Below are 21,378 nucleotides of genomic sequence, written 5' to 3'. Positions count from 1 at the left end.
CCCGGGGCGGGGGGTTTCGCAGCCCGGCGTAGCGGGGTGCCGCTGCGCCCACCCTCCCCCAAGCTCTCGGCTTCGCTCGAGCAGGGGGGACCCCCATCGCCCCAGCGGCACGACTGCCCGCAGCTGGGGTCACGTGAGGCCCAGCCAGGCGTCTGCGCCGAAGGTGCCCTTGACGTCGGAGGCGACGGTGGTGGGGTTCACCGTGGTGTCCAGGGCGTACACGGTTGTCGTGCGGGAGCCCCGGACCCGGAGCTGCACCGGAGTGTCACCGGGATGGTCGGCGAGGATCCGCTTCAGCTCGCTCACGGACTGCCGGGTGATCCGGTGCGCGGGCAGGGCGAGATGGACGGGCGGCCTGCTTCCCTGATCGGCCGAGGCGACGTCCAGGACGGCGAGCTCCCTGCCGAACAGGTTCAGCGTGCCGTCCCGGTCCTCGATCCGGCCCCGTACGGAGACGACGTCGTCCTCGGTCAGCGCGTGCTGGACGAGCTGGTACACGGCCGGGAAGAACAGCACCTCGATGCCGGCGTCCCGGTCCGTGAGCTGGACGACCGCCCAGGCGTTGCCCTGCTTGGTGACCTTGCGCTGGACGCCCGTGATCAGCCCCGACAGCCGTACCTCCCCGGACGTGCGGCCGGAGGCGAGGAGCTCGGCGACGGAGCAGTCGCGGGCGGCGGCGAGGATCCGCTCGGCACCGTCCAGCGGGTGGGCGGAGACGTAGAGTCCGAGCATCTCCCGCTCGGTCGCCAGCAGTTGACGGCGCGGCCACTCCTCCTCGGCCACGGCGAAGTCCAGGCCGAAGACCGGGGCGGCGTCCGCCTCCGCGCCTCCCAGCCCGGCGAAGAGATCGTCCTGACCGAAGCTCGCCGCCTTCTTCACCGGGATCACCGCGTCCACGGCGGCCTCGTGCACGGCGGTCAGGCCCTTGCGGGAGTGCCCGAGCGAGTCGAAGGCGCCCGCCTTGATCAGTGACTCCACCGCCCGTTTGTTCAGTGCGGGCAGGCCGGCCTTGTGCAGGAAGTCGGAGAACGAGGTGAACCGTCCCTCGCGGCGACGGGCGTCGATCACGGCCTCGATGACACCGTCCCCGACGTTGCGCACGGACCGCAGCCCGAACCGCACGTCGTCGCCGACCGCCGTGAACTCCGCGACCGACTCGTTGATGTCGGGCGGCAGCACCCGGACGCCGTTGGCGCGGGCGTCGGCGAGGTACAGCGCGGCCTTGTCCTTGTCGTCGCCGACCGAGGTGAGCAGGGCGGCCATGTACTCGGCGGGGTAGTTGGCCTTGAGGTAGGCCGTCCAGTAGGAGACGAGGCCGTAGCCGGCCGTGTGGGACTTGTTGAAGGCGTAGCCGGAGAACGGCAGCATCACGTCCCAGAGGGCCCTGACCGCCTCGTCGGAGTAGCCGTTCGCCGTCATGCCGCCGTGGAACTTCTCCCACTCGGCGGCCAGCACCTCGGGTTTCTTCTTGCCCATCGCCCGGCGCAGCATGTCGGCGCCGCCCAGGGTGTAGCCGGCGAGCTGCCGGGCGATGGCCATGATCTGCTCCTGGTACACCAGCAGGTGGTGGGTGGGGCCGAGGATCGGTTCCAGGGCTTCCCGCAGCTCCGGGTGGACGGGCGTGGCGGCCTGCTTGCCGTTCTGGCGCAGGGCGTAGTTGGTGTGCGCGTTGGCGGCCATCGGGCCGGGCCGGTACAGGGCGTTGGCCGCGGCGATGTCCTCGAACCGGGTGGGAGCCATCAGCTTGAGCAGGGCGCGCATGCCGCCGCCGTCGAGCTGGAAGACGCCGAGGGTGTTGGCCTCGGCCAGCAGCCGGTAGGTGCGGGCGTCGTCCAGCGGGATGACGACGGTCTCGCCGGGGTCGCCACCCGGATCGCCTCCGGCACCGTCGCCGGGGTCGACGGTGGCCAGCCGGACGCCCCGGTTCTCCCGGACGTTCTCGATGGCCTGGTCGATGACGCCCAGGTTCCGCAAGCCCAGGAAGTCCATCTTCACCAGGCCCATCGCCTCGCACGACGGATAGTCGAACCCGGTGATCCTGGCCCCGTCGGAGGCCCGCAGATGCAGCGGGATCCGGTCGGTCAGCCGCGTCTTGGACAGGATCACGGCTGCCGCGTGCACACCCGTCCCGCGCGTCAGCCCCTCCACACCCCGGGCGGTGTCGATCACCCGGGCGACATCCGGGTCGCTCCCGTACAGCTGCCGGATCTCACCGGCCTCCGGATACCGCGGATGGGAGGGGTCGAAGATCGCGTCCAGCGGGGCGGACTTGCCGTTCTGGTCGGGCGGCAGGACCTTGGTGATCCGCTCACCGTGCGCGAACGGATAGCCCAGGATCCGCGCCGAGTCCTTGATGGCGTTCTTGGCCTTGATCTTGCCGAAGGTGTTGACCAGGGCGGTGTACTCGTCGCCGTACTTGTCGATGACGTACCGCACCATGCGGTCGCGCTGCCGGTCGTCGAAGTCGAGGTCGACGTCGGGCGGGTTGATGCGCTCGGGGTTCAGGAACCGTTCGAAGAGCAGCCCGTGTTCCAGTGGGCACAGCTCGGTGATGCGGGTCGCGTACGCGACGAGCGACCCGGTGGCCGAGCCGCGCCCCGGGCCGAGCGGGATGCCGTTGTCCCGGGCGTACCGGCAGATGTCCGCCACGACCAGGAAGTAGGAACTGAACCCCATCGGCCCGATGACCGCCATCTCGGTCTCGAACCGCTCCAGGACGTGCGCGGGGACCGGGTCCCCGTAGCGGAGGGCGAGCCCGGCGCGGACCTCCTTCCGCAGCCACGACTCCTGCGTCTCCCCCTCCGGAACATCCGGGAACCGGGGCATCTCATCGACATGGTCGAAGACCTCGTCGTACGACCCGACGCGCTCGGCGATCAGCAGGGTGTTGTCGCAGGCCTCGGGCAGCTCGGCGAAGAGGGCGCGCATCTCGGCGGCCGACTTCAGGTAGTAGCCGGTCCCGCTGAACCGGAAGCGGCGCGGATCGTCCTTGTTCTTGCCGACGCCGATGCACAGCAGGTTGTCGTGGGCGTCGGCCTGGTCCTCGGTGACGTAGTGCGCGTCGTTCGTGGCCAGCAGGGGAAGGTGCAGGTCCCGGGCGAGGCGGAGCAGCCCGTCACGGACGTCGCGCTCGATGGCCAGCCCGTGGTCCATCAGCTCCAGGAAGTAGTTCTCCCGCCCGAAGATCTCCTGGTAGGCGCCGGCGGCCGCCCTGGCCTCCTCGTACTGACCGAGCCGCAGCCGGGTCTGCACCTCCCCGGAGGGACACCCGGTGGTGGCGATGATGTCCTCGGGCCACCGGCTGATCAGCTCCCGGTCCATCCGGGGCTTCCCGGCCGGAAACTGCCCCTCGTAACTGGCCTGTGTACTCAGCCGGAACAGATTCCGCAGCCCCGTCACGCCGGCGGCCCACAGGGTCATGTGCGTGAACCGCCCACCCCCGGAGACGTCCTTCGACCCCTCCCCGTCCTCCCCGACGGCACGACGACCGCCCGGCCCCCAGAACTCCTGCTTCCTGGAGAGCCGGGAGGAGGGAGCGACGTAGGCCTCGATCCCGATGACGGGCTTGACCGTGGGGTGCTCCTTCGCGGTCTGCGCGAACTCATGGGCCCCGAACATGTTCCCGTGGTCGCTCATCGCGATCGCGGGCATGCCCTGCCGCTCCACCTCGGCGAACATCGGCTTCAGCTTCTGTGCGCCGTCGAGCATGGAGTATTCCGTGTGGTTGTGCAGATGAACGAAGGAACTCGACATCCACGATATGTAATCGGTCTGACCTCGGCCGATCAAACAACCTCGACGTGGTTGCTACAACTACTGTTTGTACTACTAGGCTGCCGACGTGGACCTCAAAGCAGTACGGGCATTCGTCGCGATCGCCGACGCCGGGCAGTTCCAGAAGGCCGCCGTGGACCTGTCGCTCACTCAGCAGGCGGTGTCCAAGCGGATCGCCGCTCTGGAGAAGGACCTCGGGGTGCGGCTGCTGGTCCGTACCCCGCGAGGAGCGGACCTCACCATCGACGGACAGGCCCTCCTGCCCCACGCCCGGGCCCTGCTCCAGGCGGAGGAGCGCGCGCTCGCCGCCGTACGCCCCGGGGACCGTGCGCTACGGGTGGACGTCGTGGGGCGCAGGGCCGCCACGGCCGGTCTGGTACGGGACTTCCACCGCGCGCACCCGGAGATCGCACTGGACATCGTCGCGCTGTTCGGTGCTGACGCGGCGGTGACGGCTGTGCGCGACGGGGCGGTGGACGCCACGTTCCGCGCGATGACGATGCCCGGGCACCGGCGCCCGGACGGCATATCGGCCGTCTCCGTCCTGGACGAACCACTCCGCCTGTGCGTAGGCCCCGACCACGAGTTCGCCCGGGAACCCTGGATCACACCGGCGCAACTGGCCGGACACCGGATATGGATGCCCGGCAACACGCCAGGGACGGAATGGTCGGCGTACTACGACGACCTCGCCGCGACCTTCGGCCCGACCATCGACGCGATAGGCCCCAACTTCGGCGTCGAAGCCCTCCTCGACACCATCGCGGGCTCCCCGAACCTGGCGACGTTCCTCAGCGAACGCACCCCCCTGGTCTGGCCGGCCGACCACGACCTCCGCCTCGTCCCCGTACGCGACCCGACCCCGGTCTACCCCCACTCCCTCCTCTGGCGCACGGACAACCCGCATCCGGGCTTGGCAGCACTTCGCGACCACCTGGTCGCTACACGCCCCCGGCTGACGGAGGGGGAGGTGTGGAAGCCGGCTTGGGCGCAGTGAGGTTGAGTCGACAGTTACTTCGTGACGTACGTGAGGAACGACGCCCAGGAGCCCGACCGGAACACGAGCACGGGGCTGTGCTGGAGCTTGCTGTCGCGGACGGGGACCAGGCCGGGGCAGTTGTCGGCGACCTCGAGGCAGTTGTTGGCTCCCCCGTCGCTGTAGCTCGACTTGCGCCATGGAGCGGTGGCCGACGCGCTCACGCCCTGGAGCGTGCGGGCCTTCTCGGCGGCGATCCTGTAGAGGTTGCCGAGCACGTCCGGCCCGTTTTCGAACTCCTCGTCGCTGATGTCGGCACCGATCACCTCACGGGCGACTTTCCGGTCTGCTGTCACGTGCTCTGTCATGGCTTCACCATGGCCGCATCACAGTCCCAGTCGGGCCGTTTGCCACCCAGGTCACCCGGAGATGTGCTCCGAGCTCTCCTCCTTGACGCCGGCCAGGAACGACGCCCAAGGGCTCGCTCCGAAAACGAGTACCGGGCCGTGCCGCAGCTTGCTGTCGCGGACAGGGACTGTGCCGGAGCAGTTGGCGACCTCGACACAGTTTGTCTGTCCCCCATCGCTGTAGGACGACTTGCGCCATACGGCGGTGCTGAGGTCGAGGGTTCGGTTCATGATCTGCACTCCTCCAAGAGACGCTTGATGAACGCTGTCGACTCCTCCGGAGTCAGCGCCGCGTCCCTGACGAGATCGTAGGACCAACGGAAGGACAAGACCTTGTCCGGGTCGTCGATCAACTCGCCGAAGCTGTTGCCTTCCACGTAGGCAACGGGATCTCCGACTCGTTGCCACAACAGCGAGAGGTGGCTGTTCATGAGGTCGTGCACGCCTGCCGTGTGAGGCAGTACCTGAAGTGCGACCGACGGCAGCTCAGCCGCGTCCAACAAGCGCGACAACTGGTCGGCCCACACGTTCGCATCGGGCACGGGACGGCGAAGTGCCCCCTCGTCCAGGATTACGCGAATGCTGGGCGTCGGGTCGCGATACAGCAACTCCTGCCGCCCCATACGCAAGGCCACCTGTTCCTCGATCTCCTCGCTGTTGCCAGCCGTTGTCTGGGCTCTGGACAACCCTGACAACACCGTGCGGGCATAGTCCTCGGTCTGCAACAGCCCAGGCACCGCCAGCTGGAACATCCACATGACCCGAGCCGTCGCCTCCAGCTCCATGAACGCCTTGTACTTGTCCTTGATGACCTCCCTGCGCGCGTCCCGCCACAGGCGAAGAAGCAGGTCACCGGACTCGTAGTAGCTGTCGAGGTCCTCCATGACCGACCGCTTGGAAAGCCGCTCTCCCTTTTCCAGGCGGAAGAGATAGCTCTTGTCGTACGCCGTCTCCGCCGACAACTGCGCAAGCGTCTTGCCCGCCTTCTCCCGCAGGAACCGCAGCGTCCGTCCGAGCTCGGCGCGCCTCGACTCCTGCTTCTCGTCAACGAATTCGCCCATGTCACCCCTCCCCGTTGCCTGGCGCCCAGACAACGCCAGCCCTCTTCCAGAGCGTACGCGCGAGACGTAACCATCTAGGCACGAACGGTAATCACCGCTCGTCAAACCCCTGCCTCCCTCCCGGAAGGAACCCCCGTGCGCTTACGCCTGCATGCCGCCGAACTCTGCGAGTCACTGCTCCTCGCCCTCGTGCGGCTCCTGCTCCCCGCCCAAGGGCGCCACCGAGCCGCCCCGGGCCGGCCGCCGTTGTCGGTCACTGATCCACCGCCCCCTCCCACTCGCCGTTTCCTCGCCACCGAGCCCCTCGTCATGGACACCCCGCTCGTCCGCCCCTACCTCCACCCCCTGGAGATCCACGCATGAGGCTCCTCCCCTGGACCGGCGCCGACGGCAAGCCCTGCTACCTCAGCAGCGACGACCCCGACAGCCTGCTCTCCCGGCTCGCCGACGACGTCGAAGCCGCTCAACTGGCCTCCGCGGAACACGTACTCGCCGGAGCCAAGGCCGTACTCCACGACCCCAGGGCCGGGGAGCGCGCCGTGCGTTTCGCGCTCACCAGGGCCGTGGAGTCCCTGGGTGACGTGCTGCGGGTCGCTGTCAGTCGTGGGGGCGTGCGGCCGGCCCGACGGCCGTGAGGACTAAGTCGAGGAGAAGCTCGATCCGAAGTCCTGCGCCAAGTGGGCGAGATACCCCGGCAACCTTTCCGCATGGGGCGGCGACTGGTCTGCGGTCATTCCCCCACACGGAACGGATCGCCGTATGAGTGAGCCGCGCAGCACGTCCCGCCACCGTCACCGCAGAACCCGCACCGGCCTGGCGGTCGGGGTCCCCCTGGCCCTGACCGCAGCCGGCACCCTCGCCTACGGCATCACCGATCTCGGCGTCCTCGGACAGGCCTCGGCGGCGGAAGCCGTCCCCACCTGGGCCGCCGACACCGCCGACGGTTTCGCCTCCGTCAACTCCCTCGGGCAGAACGGGACGTACGGCGGCCGGGGCGGCAAGACCGTCACGGTGAAGACGCTCGCCGACCTGGAGAAGTACGCCACCGCCGCCGAGCCGTACGTCATCGTCGTCGCCGGGACCATCAACATGAACCCGGTCGGCAAAGAGATCAAGGTGCAGTCCGACAAGACCATCGTGGGTCAGGGGACCTCCGGGCACATCGTGGGTGGCGGGTTCTTCCTCGGCCAGGGCGTGCACAACGTGATCATCAGGAACCTGACCATCCGGGACTCGTACCAAGGGATCTGGAACGACAAGGATCACGACTTCGACGCCATCCAGATGGATGGCGCGCACCATGTGTGGATCGATCACAACGATCTGCGGCACATGGCCGACGGGCTCATCGACGTCCGCAAGGACAGCACGAACGTGACCGTCTCCTGGAACAAGCTGAGCGACAACAACAAGACGTTCGGCATCGGCTGGACCGAGAACGTCAAGACGGACATCACGATCCACCACAACTGGATCCGCGAGACCGAGCAGCGCAACCCGTCCACCGACAACGCCGCCCACGCGCACCTCTACAACAACTTCCTCGAGGACGCCCCGAACACGGACATCGGCTCCTCCTACGGCAACTACTCGCGCGGCGCGACGAAGATGGTCCTGGAGAACTCCTACTTCCAGGGCATCAAGAACCCGGTCATCAAGGACAGCGGCGCCGCCGTCGTGCAGCGCGGCAGCGTCTTCTCCGGGACCAGCGGAAGGAACGAGAGCGGCGGGACCGCCTTCGACCCGAAGGTCTACTACCCGTACAGCCTCGACAAGGCCGCCGACGTGCCCTCGGTCCTCAGGTCCGGCGCCGGGCCTCGTGCCGACATCGGTACAACGGCCGCCGCCGGCAAGGCGCCTGCCGCCTCCACCAAGGCCGCTGCCGCCACCACCCTCACCGTCGCCGCCGACGGCAGCGGGCAGTACCGCACCGTGCAGGCCGCCGTGAACGCCGTACCGGCGAACAATCCGTCGCGGGTCGTGATCGCCGTCAAGCCGGGGACCTACCGGGAGCTGGTGAAGGTCCCGTCCAACAAGCCGCACGTCACCATCCAGGGCACCGGCGGGAGCCGCAAGGACACGACGATCGTCTACAACAACGCGTCCGGTACGCCCAAGCCCGGTGGCGGTACCTACGGCACCGGCGGCAGCGCCACCGTCGCCGTCGAGGCCGACGACTTCCAGGCCCGGAACCTGACCATCTCCAACGACTTCGACGAGAAGGCCAACCAGAGCATCGACGGGCACCAGGCCGTCGCGCTGCGGACCGCCGCCGACAAGGTGTTCCTGGACGGGGTCATCGTCAGCGGTGACCAGGACACGCTGCTCGTCGACACCGCCGCCAAGGACAAGCTGGGGCGGGTCTACGTCAGCAACTCCTACGTCGTCGGGAACGTCGACTTCATCTTCGGGCGGGCCACGGCCGTCGTCGACAAGTCCGTCATCACGCTGAAGAAGCGCTGGGACGGCACCTCGGCCGGGTACGTCACCGCTCCGAGCACCGCCGCCAACCGCAAGGGCATCCTGATCGCCAACTCCACGGTGAACGGGGATGTGTCGAACGGCAGCTTCTACCTCGGCCGGCCCTGGCACGCGGGCGGTGACGCCTCGCTCGACCCGCAGACCACGGTCCGCAACACGAGCCTCAGTGCCGCGGTCAAGTCCACGCCGTGGACCGACATGAGCGGTTTCTCGTGGAAGGACGACCGGTTCGCCGAGTACAAGAACACCGGTGCGGGGGCGGGGAGTGCGAGCAGCAACCGTCCGCATCTGAGCGACGCGCAGGCCGCCGACCAGGAGGTCGCGGACTGGCTCGCGGGCTGGACGCCTTCGGCGTCCTGACGGCTCCCTTCCGGGTTCGGCTGACGAGCGGCGCCGAACCCGGAAGGGCCACCATCCTTGCTGTCACTGCTTCCAGGCGTAGTGCAGCCGGTCCAGGCCGCTCTGGTTGTTCACGGTCAGGCTGAGGTTCGTGCCCGTGCCCTGGAGCGTGGTGAGGGAGTAGGTGTCACCGTTGCGCAGGCCGGGCCAGTAGACCGAGCCGAGGCCCAGCTCCCGGATGATGTCGGTCGCGGCCTGTATGTAGGCGATCTCGTTGGAGCTGCCGACCGGGCCGTTGTAGTCGAGGCCGGTGGTCATCGAGGCGCCGAACTCGTCGAGGATCGTGCGCGAGGCGCAGTCGCCGATACGGGACTTGAAGTCCGCCTTCCACTGGTCGACGCTGGTCCAGTCGGTGTGCCAGAAGCCGTAGTTGTGCAGGGCGAGGCGGACGCCCTTGAGGCGCGGGTCGGCGCAGACGGGCTTGACGTCCTCGCTGTACTTGTAGCCGCCGATGAGGATCCGGTCGCGCGGCACGTTGCCGTGGGTGCTGACCCACTTCGCGGCGATGTCGGTCCACTCCTGGGCGGTGTAGCCGAAGGGCTCGTTCATCGGCTCGAAGTACACCTTGGAGTCGCCGTTGTAGGCGGAGGTGATCCGCGCCCACATCTGGTTCCAGGAGGCCTGGTCGTCGATCTTGCCGTCCTTGGCGTTGTCGGCCTCCCAGTAGCCCAGGATGACCTTGAAGCCCTTGGCGGTGGCGGCGTCGATCGCGCCCCGGTACGACTTCCAGAAGGGTCCGTTCACGGAGGTCGGGTTGACCGGGAGGCGGACCGTGTTGGCGCCGAGCTTGGCGAAGCCGCCGATGATGGCGCTGGACTTGGCGTAGGTCGTGGCGTAGCTGTCGGAGGTGGACAGGCCCGAGGGCACGACCGCGTCATGCGCGTAGTTGTCGCGCGGGTCGGCCCAGTTGACGCCCTTGAAGTCGCTGACGGGCGGCGGTGTGGTGGGACGGGAGGCTGGCGAGGCGGCAGCGGGGGAAGCGAGTGCTCCGCCGAATGCCGTGACGCAGGCCAGCAGCGCCCCCACGCAAGCTGTCCCACGATGGTTCCTTTGAGACACGACATCCCCTTCTGAGCAGTGCGAAGGCGAGCGGTCACGGGCGGACCGCTCAGTGGAGCACGAAACTAGAAGGGGACTCGAACAGAGGTCAACACTTCTGCACACAAAGTTTCACCCAGGGACCCACGAGGCCCAGGTCTCACAGATCTCGCGGCCTCAGGAGGACTTCTCCCCGTCCGAGGACGACGACGACATGTCCTCCAGGTTCTTGCGGGCCTTCTCCGAGAGCTGCTTCTTCCCGGCGAGCACGTCCTCGTAGTAGCGCGCGCCTTTGACCTTGGCCATCGGGAAGTCCTCGTCGAACTCCTCCGCCTCGTGGTAGGGGTCGCCCTGCTTGGTCAGGGCGCTGCGCATGGCCTTGCCGGCCCCCGGGAACCTGCGCTCCTCGGACTCCTTCATGACCCCGTAGAGCATGGCGGCGGCCCGCTTCTGCGTGGCGCTCATGCCGGCGAGGAGTTCCTCGTCCAGGGCTTCGCCGCGCACGGCGGCCGCGACCATGGGCTCGTGCTCGGCGTCCAGCGCCTGGACGAGCTCGGTGTACGTGGTCCCGAGGTCCTCGCTGCCCGGGTGCTGGGTCTTCTTGTTCGAGGTGATGTACGGGCCGGCGCCCCGGCCCTTGTTCACGGTGTACGGGCCGAAGGGGCTCTGTCCGGGGCCGTACGTGGGCGCTGCCTGACCGCGTTTCTTCGCCCGCTCGTTGGCCCTCCGCAGCCGGCTGAGCCCGTCCATGGGCTTCTCCTCGGCAGGGCCCGCGCCGTTGTCGCCCTGGGGGCTGCGCTGGACGGCCACGAAGGCGGCGTTCCCGGCGGAGTTCTGGAGGGACATGGCCGCGTCCGGCGTCATCCGTCCCGCGGCTGCCAGCCGGGCCGCCTCGGGGCCGGTCGCACCCGGCCGGAGGAGAGGCCGGTGGTCGTGCGCGTCCGCTTCCGACTCGGGAGACCGGCCGTGCCTGCGCATCCGCATCATCCTCATCTCGGTCCGGGCGTACCCCGCCAGTCTCCGTCGGGGGGTGCGGGGCACGGCAGTGTCCGGGGGCCAGACTTTCGGGCACGGTCCGCTGCGCGAACGGCCGTCCACGCTCGGCGTGCGGCTCAGCCGCCCACGCTCGGGGCGCGCTCAGCCGCCCACCGACAGCCCCGAGCCCGACACCCGCACCCGGATGCCGTCCTTGCCCACCCGCACGTCCTGTAGCCGCACGTCTCCCTGCTCCGGCTTCGGCAGTTCGAACGCCAGGGACAGCCGGTCGGCGAGGACCGGGCGGGTCAGGCCGGACAACTCGTCGAGGAGGTCGGGGTCGAGGCCCAGGCGGCGCATCACGTCGGGGTTGCTCAGGGCCAGGTCGATGAGGTTGAGGCGCTCGGCCTGGCGGGCGAAGCGCGGGGTGCCGGTCAGCTCGGTGAGCTTGCCGTCGTCGGCGAGGGCCTCCTGCACGGTGGCCTCGGGCACGCCCATCCGCTCCACGATGGCCGGGACCGACAGCAGCGCCTTGGCCTTCCGGGTCTCGCGGGCGAGGTCGGCGCTGGCCCTGGGCGTCAGGTGCAGGCCCTCGGAGGCGCGCTTGCCGGGGCGGTAGGTGGCCAGGTCGCCGATGTCGAGCCGCATCCCGCCGATCTCCGTGGCGATGCCCCGCTCGCCCTGGCGCTGGATCCGGGCCTCGGCCCGCAGCCGCAGGTCGTGGCCGGCGACGGGCAGGGTGCCGTCGGCGCGCACCCGGTCGCGGCCCTCGCCGGTGAACGTCACCTGGGAGGCCCCGAGTTCGCGGTTGAGGTCCTCGAAGGACAGCAGGACGTCCCCGTCGAACCGGGGGATCTGCGCGCCGCGCACGGAGGTCAGTCCGTCGGCGTTCAGCCGGATGTCGTGGGCGGTGGCCGACACCTTCGCGAGCGAGACCCGGTCGGCGGCGACGTCGGGGACGGTCACCTTCACCGAGTCCAGTCGCTTGTCGGCGAGTTGGGTGAGGAAGGGGAAGCCGCCGATCTCGACCTCGGGCGCCGCCGCCAGGTCGAGGCGGTCCTTGAGCGTGTCCGCGGCCCGGTGCTCGGCGTACAGCAGGGCCCAGCGGTCGCCGAGGGCGGCGAAGGCGGCGATCACGAGGAGGGCGACCACCGCCTTCACGGCGAGGGGCAGTCCGGCGAAACGATTCCTCTTACGTCGTCCGCCCCGGCGGTGGGCGGGTGGTGACCACTCCGGCTCCTGCTCGTCGCGCTGCTCGGCGTCCTCGCCGAGGAACTGCTGTAGCGGGGTCGCCTCCAGGGGGCCGTCGTCGAGGGCGCCGAGCTCGTCGTAGGGGTTGCGAACTGCCTCGGAACGGTCGTCGGAGGGCTGGTCGGGGTGGTGGTGCGTGTCCATGCGGTGGGGGGTGCGCATCGTCTCATCCGAACATGCGCACCGCCCCCGCTCGCAACCTGAACCACAGGTATGCGATTTACTTCACGATCGTGATGCGGTCCGCCTTCGGCGGCGCGATCGGCTTCGTGGCCGAGGAGTTGGCCGTCATGTACTGCTCCAGCGCGGTCAGGTCGTCGGCGCCCACGACGTCTCCGGTGCCCTGGCCCAGCGTCGGGAAACCGTCGCCGCCGCCCGCGAGGAAGCTGTTGGTCGCGACGCGGTAGGTGGCCGCCGGGTCGATGGCCGCGCCGTTCAGCTTGATGCTGTCGGTGACCACCCGGTCGGCACCGGACTTGGTGAGGTCCAGCGTGTAGGTCAGGCCGGAGGACACCTGGAGCACCTTCGGGGCCGCCGCGTTGGCGCCGCTCACCTGCTCCTTGAGCACCTGGATCAGCTGCGCGCCCGTGAAGTCCTGAAGATTCACGGTGTTGGCGAACGGCTGCACCGTGAAGCCCTCGGCGTACGTCACGACACCGTCGCCCTCACCGGCCTTCGCCGCGTACGTCAGCGGTGCCCGGATGCCGCCGGGGTTCATCAGCGCCAGGTCGGTCCCCGGGTCGAGCTGCTGGCCGTGGGCGAGCTGCGCGTCGGCGATGAGGTCGCCGAGCGGGGACTCGGTGCCGGTGTTGCCGATGTCGCCGGAGATCCAGCCGATCGCGCGGTTGCCGATGGGCGCGGCCAGGGTGTTCCACTTGCTGATCAGCTGTGTCATGTCGGGCGCCTTGGGGACGTCCCGGGTGACCACGCGGTTCGCCGACTTCACCGCCGTACGGGCGATGTCGCCGGTCCTCCGGTCGTACGTGAGCGTGGTGTCGGTGTAGAGGCGGCCGAAGGACGCGGCCGAGGTGACCATGCGGGGCTTGCCCGCCGGGTCGGCGATGCTGCACACGTACGCGTTGTGGGTGTGGCCGGTGACCAGCGCGTCCACCTGCGGCGTGACGTTCTTGGCGATGTCGACGATCGGTCCGGAGACGCCGTCGCCCGCACCCGGGGAGTCGCAGTCGTAGTTGTACGACGTCGACGCCGGGAAGCCGCCCTCGTGGATGAGCGCGACGATCGACTTCACGCCCTGCTTCTGGAGCACCTTGGCGTACTTGTTGATCGTCTCGACCTCGTCCTTGAAGGCGAGGCCCTTGACGCCGTCGGCGGAGACGATGTTCGGGGTGCCCTCCAGGGTCACGCCGATGAAGCCGACCTTGACGTCGTTCTTCTTCCACACCCAGTAGGGCTTGAGAATCGGCTTCTTGGTCTTCTCGTCGAGGACGTTGGCCGCGAGGTAGGGGAAGTCGGCGCCCTCGAACTTCTTGTCCGTGTAGCAGCCGTCCTTCGGGTGGCAGCCGCCGTTCTGCAGCCGGGCCAGCTCCTTGGCGCCCTCGTCGAACTCGTGGTTGCCGACGGAGGTGACGTCGAGGTCGAGCTTGTTCAGCGCCTCGATGGTCGGCTCGTCGTGGAAGAGCCCGGAGATCAGCGGGGAGGCGCCGACCATGTCGCCGCCGGCCGCGGTGACGGAGTACTTCTGGCCCTTGCGGGCCTCGCGCAGATGCGTGGCGAGGTACTCGACACCGCCCGCGTCGACGGTCTTCGTGGTGCCGTCGGGCTGGTTCTCGGTGACCCGGCCGGAGGAGCCGGCGGGCGGCTCCAGGTTGCCGTGCAGGTCGTTGAAGGACAGCAGCTGGACGTCCTGGTAGCGGCCGGGCCAGTGGCCGCCCTTGCGGTGGTCCTCGCCGGCGGAAGCCGAGCCCGGCAGCGCCGCCGCGGCCAGGACGCCGACGGTGGCGACACCGGCGGCGAGAGCGACAAGACGGGTCGTACGACGTCTGCGGCGCTCCTGGTGCGCCGACGCCGCTGCGGGTGAAGTGGCTGGCATTCGCCCCCCTGGGTGACTGCTGGGACAGTGATATCGTCCGGCGCAGCCTAGAGTCAACGCGCGTAGCGCGACAGGTGTTTCGTGGTTACATCCTGGTTGCCTTTTGCCGCCGATTTGCCGCTGGAGCCCCGTACCCTCGTACGCATGACCAGCGACGACACCGTACGGCCCGGCCGTAACCGCTCGATCGACACGTATGCCGCGCTCTCCGCGGAACAGACCGAGGCCGTCCTGCGGCTGCTCGACGAGGCCGCCGCCACCGACGGTCAGCAAGCGGTGTCCGAGCAGGGCCGGTTGCAGTTGCGGGGCGGCGAGCGCGAGGGCGTGTCCCATCTGCTGCTCACCGTGGAGAGCGGCGAGGGCCGCGAACTCGTGGGCTACGCCCAGCTGGAGGACACCGACCCGGTGGAGCCGCCGGCCGCCGAACTGGTCGTGCACCCCGGGCACCGGGGGCAGGGGCACGGGCGGGCCCTGGGCTCCGCGCTGCTGGGCGCCTCCGGCAAGCGGCTGCGGGTGTGGGCGCACGGCGGGCACTCCGCGGCCCGGCATCTCGCCCAGGTGCTGGGGCTGACCCTGTTCCGTGAACTGCGTCAGATGCGGCGCTCGTTGGCCGACTTCGACGCGCCCGAGCCGGTCCTGCCCGAGGGTGTCACGGTCCGTCCCTTCGTCCCCGGCCGGGACGACGCTGCCTGGCTCGCGGTGAACGCCGCCGCTTTCTCGCACCACCCCGAGCAGGGCTCCCTCACCCAGCGGGACCTCGACGACCGCAAGGCCGAGCCGTGGTTCGACCCGGCGGGCTTCTTCCTCGCCTTCCGCGGCGACGAGCTCGTCGGCTTCCACTGGACGAAGGTGCACGCGCAGGAGGGCCTCGGGGAGGTGTACGTCCTCGGTGTGGGCCCCGGCGCCCAGGGCGGCGGACTCGGCAAGTCCCTCACGACGATCGGCCTGCGGCACCTGGCGCAGCGCGGGCTGCCGACGGCGATGCTCTACGTCGACGCGGACAACCTGGCGGCGGTGTCGGTGTACGAACGGCTGGGGTTCGTGACGCACGAGGTGGATCTGATGTACCGGACGGAGACCTGACGGGACCGGCCCGGCTCAGCCCACAGGGGCCGGGTTCTCCGCAGCGACCCGTGCGACGGACTCCCTGACCGTGTCCAGCGCCGCCGCTCGTTCCTCGTCGGTCAGGCGGGCCGGGCCGTAGGTGATCACCGGGTCGAGGACCTCGAAGCCGACGAACTCCAGCATTCCGCGGTGGATGTGGAACAGGAAGTCGTCCATCGGGCCGAAGGCGCCACCGGGCCGGAACGACTCGGCGGGCCCGCCGGTCGTGAACAGCAGCATCGCGCGCTTCCCGGCGAGCGCGGCCTCCCCGAACAGCCCGTGGTCCCCGCCGAAGACCCCGCCCATCACGAAGACCCGGTCCACCCACCCCTTGAGGACGGCGGGCAGCGAGAACCACCACAGCGGGAACGACAGCACGAGCAGGTCCGCGGCGAGCAGCCGGTCGAGATGGGCCCGGACGGCCGCGTCGAGGGTGCCCTCCCGCACCGCGCGCAGCTGCTCGGCCTGCGGCTTGAACGGGCCGTGCACCGGCGCGAACTCCTCGCGGGCGAGGGCCGGGGCCCAGCCGTCGGCGTAGAGGTCGAGGACGTCGACGCGGTATCCGGCCTCGCGCAGGGACTCGGCCGTGGCGGTCATCTGGGCGGTGCTGAACGAGTGGGGCTCGGGGTGGGCGTGGACGATCAGCGCGGTACGCGCGGCGGAGAAGGTCGACATGATGAGATCATATCGACGTATCGCGATTCGTCAATCTGTGTAGGGGGTGGCTCGGCTCAGAGGCTGGTGCCGATCTCCCGTGCCAGCCGCGCCACCCGCTCCTCGTCACGCCGGTAGTGGGTCCACTTGCCCACCCGGGTGGGGCGCACGAGTCCGGCACGCTCGAGCGTGCTCATGTAGCTGGAGACCGTCGACTGCGCGAGTCCCGCCTTCGCCTGGATGTGCGTGACGCACACGCCGACCGAACGGCGGTCCGCGATCGGCTCGTACTCCCCGAAGTGCGCCTCGGGGTCCTTCAGCCACTGCATGATCTGCAGGCGAGCGGGGTTGCCGAGGGCCTTGAACACCTCGATCAGCTCACCCTGGTCCAGTCCCGCCGTCGCGGCCATGCGTCACCCTTCTCGCCCGGGAGCCGGAGAGCCCGACATTCCGACACACCACGATATCTCGATGCCGGATCCGCGCTATTCCGCGGCGAGGGCCGGATCCTCCGGCGGCGGCAGCGGCGCTCCGGGCAGTCGTACCGTCGCCACCGTGCCCCCGCCCTCGGCCCGGGACAGCGACACCTCGCCCCCGGCCTGCTGCACCGTCCGCGCCACGATCGACAGGCCGAGCCCCGAGCCCGGCAGCGCCCGTGCGCTCGGCGAGCGCCAGAAGCGGTCGAAGACGTGCGGGAGTTCGTCGGCGGGGATGCCCGGGCCGTGGTCGCGCACCGTCAGCACACCCCGGGACAGACGCACCTCCACCGTGCCGCCCTCCGGGCTGAACTTCACCGCGTTGTCCAGGATGTTGACCACCGCCCGCTCCAGCGCGGACGGCTCGGCGCGCACGAACCAGGGCTGGACGTCCGCCCTGATCGTCAGCTCCGGGCCCCGCAGCCGCGCCCGCCGCAGCGCCGACTCGACGGTGTCGTGCCAGGCGACGATCTGCGTCCGGCCCGAGTGCTGGCCGGTGTCCGGACGCGACAGCTCCTGGAGGTCGCCGATGAGCGCCGCCAGCTCCGTCATCTGCGCCTTCACCGACGCGAGCAGGGCCTTGCGGTCCGCCTCGGGGATCGGGCGGCCCGTCTCCTCGCTGCGGGTGAGGAGTTCGATGTTGGTACGGAGCGAGGTGAGCGGCGTACGGAGTTCATGGCCGGCGTCCGCGATGAGCTGCTGCTGGAGCTCACGGGAGCTGGCCAGGGCCGAGGTCATCGAGTTGAAGGAGCGGGACAGGCGGGCCACCTCGTCCTCGCTCGCGTCGTCCACGGGGATACGGACGTCCAGGTCCTCCGTGCGGGCCACGTGCTCGACGGCCTCCGTGAGTTTGTCGACCGGGCGCAGACCCGCCCGGGCCACCGTCAGACCGGCCGCCCCGGCGCCCATCACCCCGACGCCGGAGACCAGCAGGAGGATCAGCGCCAGTTCGTTGAGCGTGGACTCCGTTCCCTTCAGGGGCACGGCGATGACCAGGGCGTAGTCGGCGGCCACGCCCTGCTGGAACGGACCGTCCTTGACGACCACGGCCGTGGTCAGCACCCGCACCGAGTTGCCGTCGCTGTCGGTGCCGTTGCGCAGACTGATCTTCGTCGGATCGGGGTTCTTGGCCACGTCCTTGTCGCTGCTCGTGACCTTCACCTGGGGCATGAGATTGCTGAACAGGCAGACCCTGCCGTCGGATCCGACCACCTGGGCGTAGGTCTGCGGCCGCGGCGCCCCGCCGAGGGTGTTCGACGGCTTCTGGGGGCACGTCTTCGTCAGGGCGTCGAAGTCGTCCGCCTGGATCGTGCGGAACGACGACTTCAGGTCCCCGTCCACCTGGTCGTACAACTTCCCCTGCACGATGAACCAGCACGTCACCGACACCGCCGCCACCGCGAACGCCACCGCCGCCGCCACCAGCAGCGCCAGTCGGGACCGGATCGGCAGGGAACGGAACCGGCGTACGACCTTGTTCACTCCGCGCCGCCCTGCCGCAACACGTAGCCGACGCCCCGCACCGTGTGGACGAGGCGGGGCTCACCGCCCGCCTCGGTCTTGCGGCGCAGGTACATCACGTAGACGTCGAGGGAGTTGGACGACGGCTCGAAGTCGAAGCCCCAGACCGCCTTGAGGATCTGTTCCCGGGTCAGCACCTGACGCGGGTGCGCCAGGAACATCTCCAGCAGAGTGAACTCCGTGCGGGTCAGCTCCACCGGGCGGCCGCCCCGCGTGACCTCACGCGTCGCGAGGTCCATGCGCAGGTCGGCGAAGGTGAGGGCGTCCTCGTCGGCCGGGCTGCCCGCGCCCACCGCGGCCGCGTAGGAGCTGCGGCGCAGCAGGGCGCGGATCCGGGCGAAGAGTTCGTCGAGCTCGAAGGGCTTGACCAGGTAGTCGTCGGCCCCTGCGTCCAGTCCGGTCACCCGGTCCCCGACCGTGTCGCGGGCGGTGAGCATCAGGATGGGTGTGGTGTCGCCGGTGGCGCGGATGCGGCGGGCGGCGGTCAGGCCGTCCATGCGGGGCATCTGGATGTCGAGGACGACCAGGTCGGGCCGGTAGGCCGCGGCCTTGTCCAGGGCGTCCGCGCCGTCGACGGCGACCTCGGTGCCGTACCCCTCGAAGGCGAGGCTGCGCTGGAGTGCTTCGCGTACGGCCGGCTCGTCGTCGACGATCAGGATGCGCTGGGGGTCACGGTCGCCGTCTGCGGGGCTCATGGGTCGGGGTCCTCGGGGTGGGAAGGGGAGGGGCGGCTGACGCTCTCAGCCTCGCACGGCGGCGGGGGAGCCGGGAGGAGTGTCAGCCGCGTGCGCTGCGGCGCCGGTTCCGCTTGGCGGTGGCGGCCTTACGGGCCGTCCGGGGCGCGGCGGGCGCCACCTCCGGGGCCCGCCCGGCCGGTGCGTGCAGCTCGTACGCCACCGCCAGTGCCACCCGCACTCCCGCCGCGTCGCCGCCCGGCTCCGCGTGCGCGACCTGCTGGATCATCGCCTTGCTCCTGGTTCCTGGTTGCTGGGGTCTCAGTCGGTCGCACCGGCCCGCAGCTTCGCGAGGTCGGCCTTCACGGTGTTGACCGGTATGGCGAAGCCCAGGCCGACGCTGCCCGCGGCGGAGGACGAGGAGGCCGTGCCCGACGGCGCGTACATCGCGGAGTTGATCCCGATGATGTTGCCGTTCATGTCGATCAGCGCGCCGCCGGAGTTGCCCGGGTTGAGGGACGCGTCGGTCTGGAGCGCCTTGTACGTCGTCGTGTCGGAGCCGGTGTCGCCGTTGAACTGCCGCCCGCCGAACTCGAACGGCCACTGGTCACCGCCCTGCCCCTGGCCCTGCCCCCACTGCTGCTGGCCCTGCTCCTCGTCGGTGGGGACCGTGACGTCACGGTCGAGGGCCGAGATGATGCCGCTGGTGACGGTGCCGGACAGTCCCTCGGGGGAGCCGATCGCCACGACCTGGTCGCCGACCTGGAGGCCGGAGGAGTCGCCGAGCGTGGCCGCCTTCATGCCGGAGGCGTTCTCCAGCTTGATCAGCGCCAGGTCCTTCTTGCTGTCGGTGCCGACGACCTTCGCGGTGTACGACTTGCCGTCATTGGTCGTCACCTTGATCTGCGAGGCGCCGGAGACGACGTGGTTGTTGGTGACGATCTCGCCGTCACTCGTGATGATCACTCCGGAGCCGGTGGAGGAACCGGCGTTGGATTCGGCGCTGATCTCGACGATGCTCGGGCTGACCGCCTTGGCGACGCCGGAGACGGTGCCCTTCTGGCTGGACGGCACCACGTTGGTGCTGGTGGAGCTGGAGGTGACGGTGTCGTTGCCGGTCAGCTCCTGGATGCCGTAGGCGGTGCCGCCGCCGATCGCCGCGGCGACGATCGCCACGGCGGCGAGCAGGGCGACCGGGCCCCGGGGCCGCTTCCTCGGAGCCGGAGCCGGAGCCGAAGCCGAAGCCGAGGGGGTCGGAGTCGGAGCCTGTGCCGGGGTGTACGCCGGCGGGGGCGGCCACTCGGGGTTCACCGGGGCCGGCTGCTGACCCTCGTAAGGGTTCTGGTTCTCGCCACTGCGGTGGAAGCTCTCGGTCATGTCTCAGAGCTTGTCGCCCCACCATGAGAGCTTCCTGAGTGCTCCCTGAGAAGCCCGACAGAACCTCGTATGCCCGATATAAAGCCGCCCGGGCAGGGCCCTAGGGGCAGCCGCAGGACTGTCGGACCACCAGGCGCGACGGGAACACCTTCAGCCGCTCCCGGCGCGCCCCCGCCACCCGCAGACCGTCGTCGAGGACGAGGTCCACCGCCGCGCGGGCCATCGCCGAGCGGTCGGAGGCGATCGTCGTCATGGGCGGGTCGGCCAGCGCCGCCTCCTTGATGTCGTCGAAGCCGGCCACCGCCAGCTCGCCGGGCACGTCGATGCGCAGTTCGCGCGCCGCGCGCAGCAGGCCGATCGCCTGGTCGTCGGTGGAGCAGAAGATCGCCGGCGGGCGGTCGGGGCCGGAGAGGATCTTCAGGGCCGTCTGGTAGGCGTCGTAGCGGTTGTAGAGGGCCTCGAAGAGGCGGCCCTCCGTGGAGACGCCGGCCTCGTCCATCGCGCGCCGCCAGCCCTCGACGTGGTCGGAGACCGGGTCGCCGACCGCGGGGGTCTCGGCGATGCCGCCCATACAGGCCACGTACTCGTGGCCGTGCTCCAGCAGGTGACGGACGGCGGCCTGGGCGCCGCCCAGGTCGTCGGTGACGACGGCGACGTCGTCCATGGCCTCGGGCCGCTCGTGCAGCAGCACCACCCGGGCGTCCCAGGCCTCGATCTCGGCGGCGGCCTGGTCGTTCAGCGCGTGGCTGACGAGGATCAGGCCCGAGACCCGCATCCCCAGGAAGGCGCGCAGGTAGTGGACCTCGCGCTCGCTCACGTAGTCGGTGTTGCCGACGAGGACCATCTTTCCGCGCTCGGAGGCGGCCTGTTCGACCGCGTGCGCCATCTCCCCGAAGAAGGGCTGGCGCGCGTCCGGGATGATCAGGCCTATGAGGTCCGTACGCCGCGACGCCATCGCCTGGGCGACCCGGTCGGGCCGGTACCCCAGCTCCTTGATCGCGGCGAGGACACGCTCGCGCGTGGCCGGGGCGACCGGCCGGGGTCCGTTGTTGATGACATAACTGACCACGGCAGTGGAAGTCCCTGCCAGTCTTGCCACATCATCCCGAGTCACCTTTGCCACGCGCGGAGTCTACGCGGATATACCGGCTCTGGGCAGG

General features: G+C 69.9%; 20 protein-coding genes. 5 read left to right on the top strand and 15 right to left on the bottom strand.

The window, feature by feature from the left end; all coding sequences use genetic code 11:
- Positions 1–129: 129 nt before the first annotated feature.
- Positions 130–3,753, bottom strand: coding sequence for a DNA polymerase III subunit alpha (dnaE, locus tag ABEA82_RS19910; RefSeq protein ID WP_345662887.1), 3,624 nt, complete (start codon positions 3,751–3,753; stop codon positions 130–132).
- 88 nt (positions 3,754–3,841) lie between these two features.
- Between dnaE and ABEA82_RS19905 the strand changes: the two genes are divergently transcribed.
- On the top strand, positions 3,842–4,771 hold the full coding sequence (locus tag ABEA82_RS19905) for a LysR family transcriptional regulator (protein WP_345662886.1): 930 nt from the start codon (positions 3,842–3,844) through the stop codon (positions 4,769–4,771).
- Between the two features lie 14 nt (positions 4,772–4,785).
- Here ABEA82_RS19905 and ABEA82_RS19900 read toward each other — a convergent pair whose 3' ends face one another.
- The 3 genes from ABEA82_RS19900 to ABEA82_RS19890 all read right to left on the bottom strand — a co-directional run bounded on the left by ABEA82_RS19900 (position 4,786) and on the right by ABEA82_RS19890 (position 6,218).
- Positions 4,786–4,974 carry a DUF397 domain-containing protein gene (locus ABEA82_RS19900; RefSeq protein ID WP_345662946.1) on the bottom strand — a complete coding sequence of 63 codons (189 nt, stop codon included), beginning with the start codon at positions 4,972–4,974 and terminating at the stop codon, positions 4,786–4,788.
- Positions 4,975–5,169: 195 nt separating this feature from the next.
- A complete protein-coding gene (locus ABEA82_RS19895; protein ID WP_345662885.1) occupies positions 5,170–5,388 on the bottom strand; it encodes a DUF397 domain-containing protein in 219 nt (72 codons plus the stop codon).
- Positions 5,385–6,218, bottom strand: coding sequence for a helix-turn-helix domain-containing protein (locus ABEA82_RS19890; protein ID WP_345662884.1), 834 nt, complete (start codon positions 6,216–6,218; stop codon positions 5,385–5,387). The genes ABEA82_RS19895 and ABEA82_RS19890 overlap by 4 nt, the downstream gene beginning before the upstream one ends.
- A 135-nt stretch (positions 6,219–6,353) precedes the next feature.
- Here ABEA82_RS19890 and ABEA82_RS19885 point away from each other — a divergent pair, with 135 nt between their 5' ends.
- The 3 genes from ABEA82_RS19885 (at position 6,354) to ABEA82_RS19875 (ending at position 9,059) form a co-directional block, all read left to right on the top strand.
- On the top strand, positions 6,354–6,581 hold the full coding sequence (locus ABEA82_RS19885) for a hypothetical protein (RefSeq protein WP_345662883.1): 228 nt from the start codon (positions 6,354–6,356) through the stop codon (positions 6,579–6,581).
- Positions 6,578–6,853 (top strand): hypothetical protein, encoded by a 276-nt coding sequence (locus ABEA82_RS19880; RefSeq protein ID WP_345662882.1) that lies wholly within the window; start codon positions 6,578–6,580, stop codon positions 6,851–6,853. Before ABEA82_RS19885 ends, ABEA82_RS19880 begins: the two co-directional genes overlap by 4 nt.
- Before the next feature lie 124 nt (positions 6,854–6,977).
- Entirely contained in the window at positions 6,978–9,059 is a 2,082-nt protein-coding gene (locus ABEA82_RS19875; RefSeq protein WP_345662881.1) for a pectinesterase family protein, read from the top strand.
- A 63-nt stretch (positions 9,060–9,122) separates the two neighbouring features.
- On the opposite strand, the gene ABEA82_RS19870 is transcribed toward ABEA82_RS19875, so the two are convergent.
- The 4 genes from ABEA82_RS19870 to ABEA82_RS19855 form a co-directional block, all read right to left on the bottom strand.
- On the bottom strand, positions 9,123–10,157 hold the full coding sequence (locus ABEA82_RS19870) for a glycoside hydrolase family 5 protein (protein ID WP_345662880.1): 1,035 nt from the start codon (positions 10,155–10,157) through the stop codon (positions 9,123–9,125).
- A 156-nt stretch (positions 10,158–10,313) separates the two neighbouring features.
- Complete coding sequence (locus ABEA82_RS19865) at positions 10,314–11,114, bottom strand: hypothetical protein (RefSeq protein ID WP_345662879.1); 801 nt, start codon at positions 11,112–11,114, stop codon at positions 10,314–10,316.
- 159 nt (positions 11,115–11,273) lie between these two features.
- A complete protein-coding gene (locus ABEA82_RS19860) occupies positions 11,274–12,524 on the bottom strand; it encodes a DUF2993 domain-containing protein (protein ID WP_345662878.1) in 1,251 nt (416 codons plus the stop codon).
- A 58-nt stretch (positions 12,525–12,582) separates the two neighbouring features.
- Complete coding sequence (locus ABEA82_RS19855) at positions 12,583–14,412, bottom strand: bifunctional metallophosphatase/5'-nucleotidase (RefSeq protein ID WP_345662877.1); 1,830 nt, start codon at positions 14,410–14,412, stop codon at positions 12,583–12,585.
- Between the two features lie 144 nt (positions 14,413–14,556).
- Here ABEA82_RS19855 and mshD point away from each other — a divergent pair, with 144 nt between their 5' ends.
- Positions 14,557–15,495, top strand: coding sequence for a mycothiol synthase (gene mshD, locus ABEA82_RS19850; protein WP_345662876.1), 939 nt, complete (start codon positions 14,557–14,559; stop codon positions 15,493–15,495).
- Positions 15,496–15,510: 15 nt separating this feature from the next.
- Here mshD and ABEA82_RS19845 read toward each other — a convergent pair whose 3' ends face one another.
- The 7 genes from ABEA82_RS19845 to ABEA82_RS19815 form a co-directional block, all read right to left on the bottom strand.
- Positions 15,511–16,191: an NAD(P)H-dependent oxidoreductase gene (locus tag ABEA82_RS19845; protein ID WP_345662875.1), complete on the bottom strand. Its 681-nt coding sequence runs from the start codon at positions 16,189–16,191 to the stop codon at positions 15,511–15,513.
- Positions 16,192–16,247: 56 nt separating this feature from the next.
- The gene (locus ABEA82_RS19840; RefSeq protein WP_345662874.1) at positions 16,248–16,580 is read right to left on the bottom strand and encodes an ArsR/SmtB family transcription factor; all 333 of its coding nucleotides are present in this window, start codon (positions 16,578–16,580) and stop codon (positions 16,248–16,250) included.
- A gap of 75 nt (positions 16,581–16,655) precedes the next feature.
- On the bottom strand, positions 16,656–18,128 hold the full coding sequence (locus ABEA82_RS19835) for a sensor histidine kinase (RefSeq protein ID WP_345662873.1): 1,473 nt from the start codon (positions 18,126–18,128) through the stop codon (positions 16,656–16,658).
- A complete protein-coding gene (locus ABEA82_RS19830; RefSeq protein ID WP_345662872.1) occupies positions 18,125–18,862 on the bottom strand; it encodes a response regulator transcription factor in 738 nt (245 codons plus the stop codon). Before ABEA82_RS19830 ends, ABEA82_RS19835 begins: the two co-directional genes overlap by 4 nt.
- An 82-nt stretch (positions 18,863–18,944) precedes the next feature.
- Positions 18,945–19,130, bottom strand: coding sequence for a hypothetical protein (locus tag ABEA82_RS19825; RefSeq protein ID WP_345662871.1), 186 nt, complete (start codon positions 19,128–19,130; stop codon positions 18,945–18,947).
- Positions 19,131–19,162: 32 nt separating this feature from the next.
- Positions 19,163–20,218, bottom strand: a complete 1,056-nt coding sequence (locus ABEA82_RS19820; RefSeq protein ID WP_345662870.1) for a S1C family serine protease — start codon at positions 20,216–20,218, stop codon at positions 19,163–19,165.
- Positions 20,219–20,318: 100 nt separating this feature from the next.
- Positions 20,319–21,341 (bottom strand): LacI family DNA-binding transcriptional regulator, encoded by a 1,023-nt coding sequence (locus ABEA82_RS19815; RefSeq protein ID WP_345662869.1) that lies wholly within the window; start codon positions 21,339–21,341, stop codon positions 20,319–20,321.
- Positions 21,342–21,378 lie beyond the last annotated feature (37 nt).

This window comes from Streptomyces venetus, from assembly GCF_039540295.1.
Taxonomy (GTDB): domain Bacteria; phylum Actinomycetota; class Actinomycetes; order Streptomycetales; family Streptomycetaceae; genus Streptomyces; species Streptomyces venetus.
The sequence above is the reverse complement of the archived record's forward strand: the minus strand, read 5'-3'. Positions and strand labels throughout refer to the sequence as shown.

Excerpts from the sequence above, each read along its gene's own strand:
- ABEA82_RS19860 (WP_345662878.1), bottom strand. The coding sequence starts at position 12,524 with ATGCGCACCCCCCACCGCATGGACACGCACCACCACCCCGACCAGCCC.
- ABEA82_RS19880 (WP_345662882.1), top strand. The coding sequence starts at position 6,578 with ATGAGGCTCCTCCCCTGGACCGGCGCCGACGGCAAGCCCTGCTACCTC.
- ABEA82_RS19825 (WP_345662871.1), bottom strand. The coding sequence starts at position 19,130 with ATGATCCAGCAGGTCGCGCACGCGGAGCCGGGCGGCGACGCGGCGGGA.
- ABEA82_RS19865 (WP_345662879.1), bottom strand. The coding sequence starts at position 11,114 with ATGCGCAGGCACGGCCGGTCTCCCGAGTCGGAAGCGGACGCGCACGAC.
- ABEA82_RS19830 (WP_345662872.1), bottom strand. The coding sequence starts at position 18,862 with ATGAGCCCCGCAGACGGCGACCGTGACCCCCAGCGCATCCTGATCGTC.
- ABEA82_RS19890 (WP_345662884.1), bottom strand. The coding sequence starts at position 6,218 with ATGGGCGAATTCGTTGACGAGAAGCAGGAGTCGAGGCGCGCCGAGCTC.
- ABEA82_RS19840 (WP_345662874.1), bottom strand. The coding sequence starts at position 16,580 with ATGGCCGCGACGGCGGGACTGGACCAGGGTGAGCTGATCGAGGTGTTC.
- ABEA82_RS19895 (WP_345662885.1), bottom strand. The coding sequence starts at position 5,388 with ATGAACCGAACCCTCGACCTCAGCACCGCCGTATGGCGCAAGTCGTCC.
- mshD (WP_345662876.1), top strand. The coding sequence starts at position 14,557 with ATGACCAGCGACGACACCGTACGGCCCGGCCGTAACCGCTCGATCGAC.
- dnaE (WP_345662887.1), bottom strand. The coding sequence starts at position 3,753 with ATGTCGAGTTCCTTCGTTCATCTGCACAACCACACGGAATACTCCATG.
- ABEA82_RS19845 (WP_345662875.1), bottom strand. The coding sequence starts at position 16,191 with ATGTCGACCTTCTCCGCCGCGCGTACCGCGCTGATCGTCCACGCCCAC.
- ABEA82_RS19875 (WP_345662881.1), top strand. The coding sequence starts at position 6,978 with ATGAGTGAGCCGCGCAGCACGTCCCGCCACCGTCACCGCAGAACCCGC.
- ABEA82_RS19820 (WP_345662870.1), bottom strand. The coding sequence starts at position 20,218 with ATGACCGAGAGCTTCCACCGCAGTGGCGAGAACCAGAACCCTTACGAG.
- ABEA82_RS19855 (WP_345662877.1), bottom strand. The coding sequence starts at position 14,412 with ATGCCAGCCACTTCACCCGCAGCGGCGTCGGCGCACCAGGAGCGCCGC.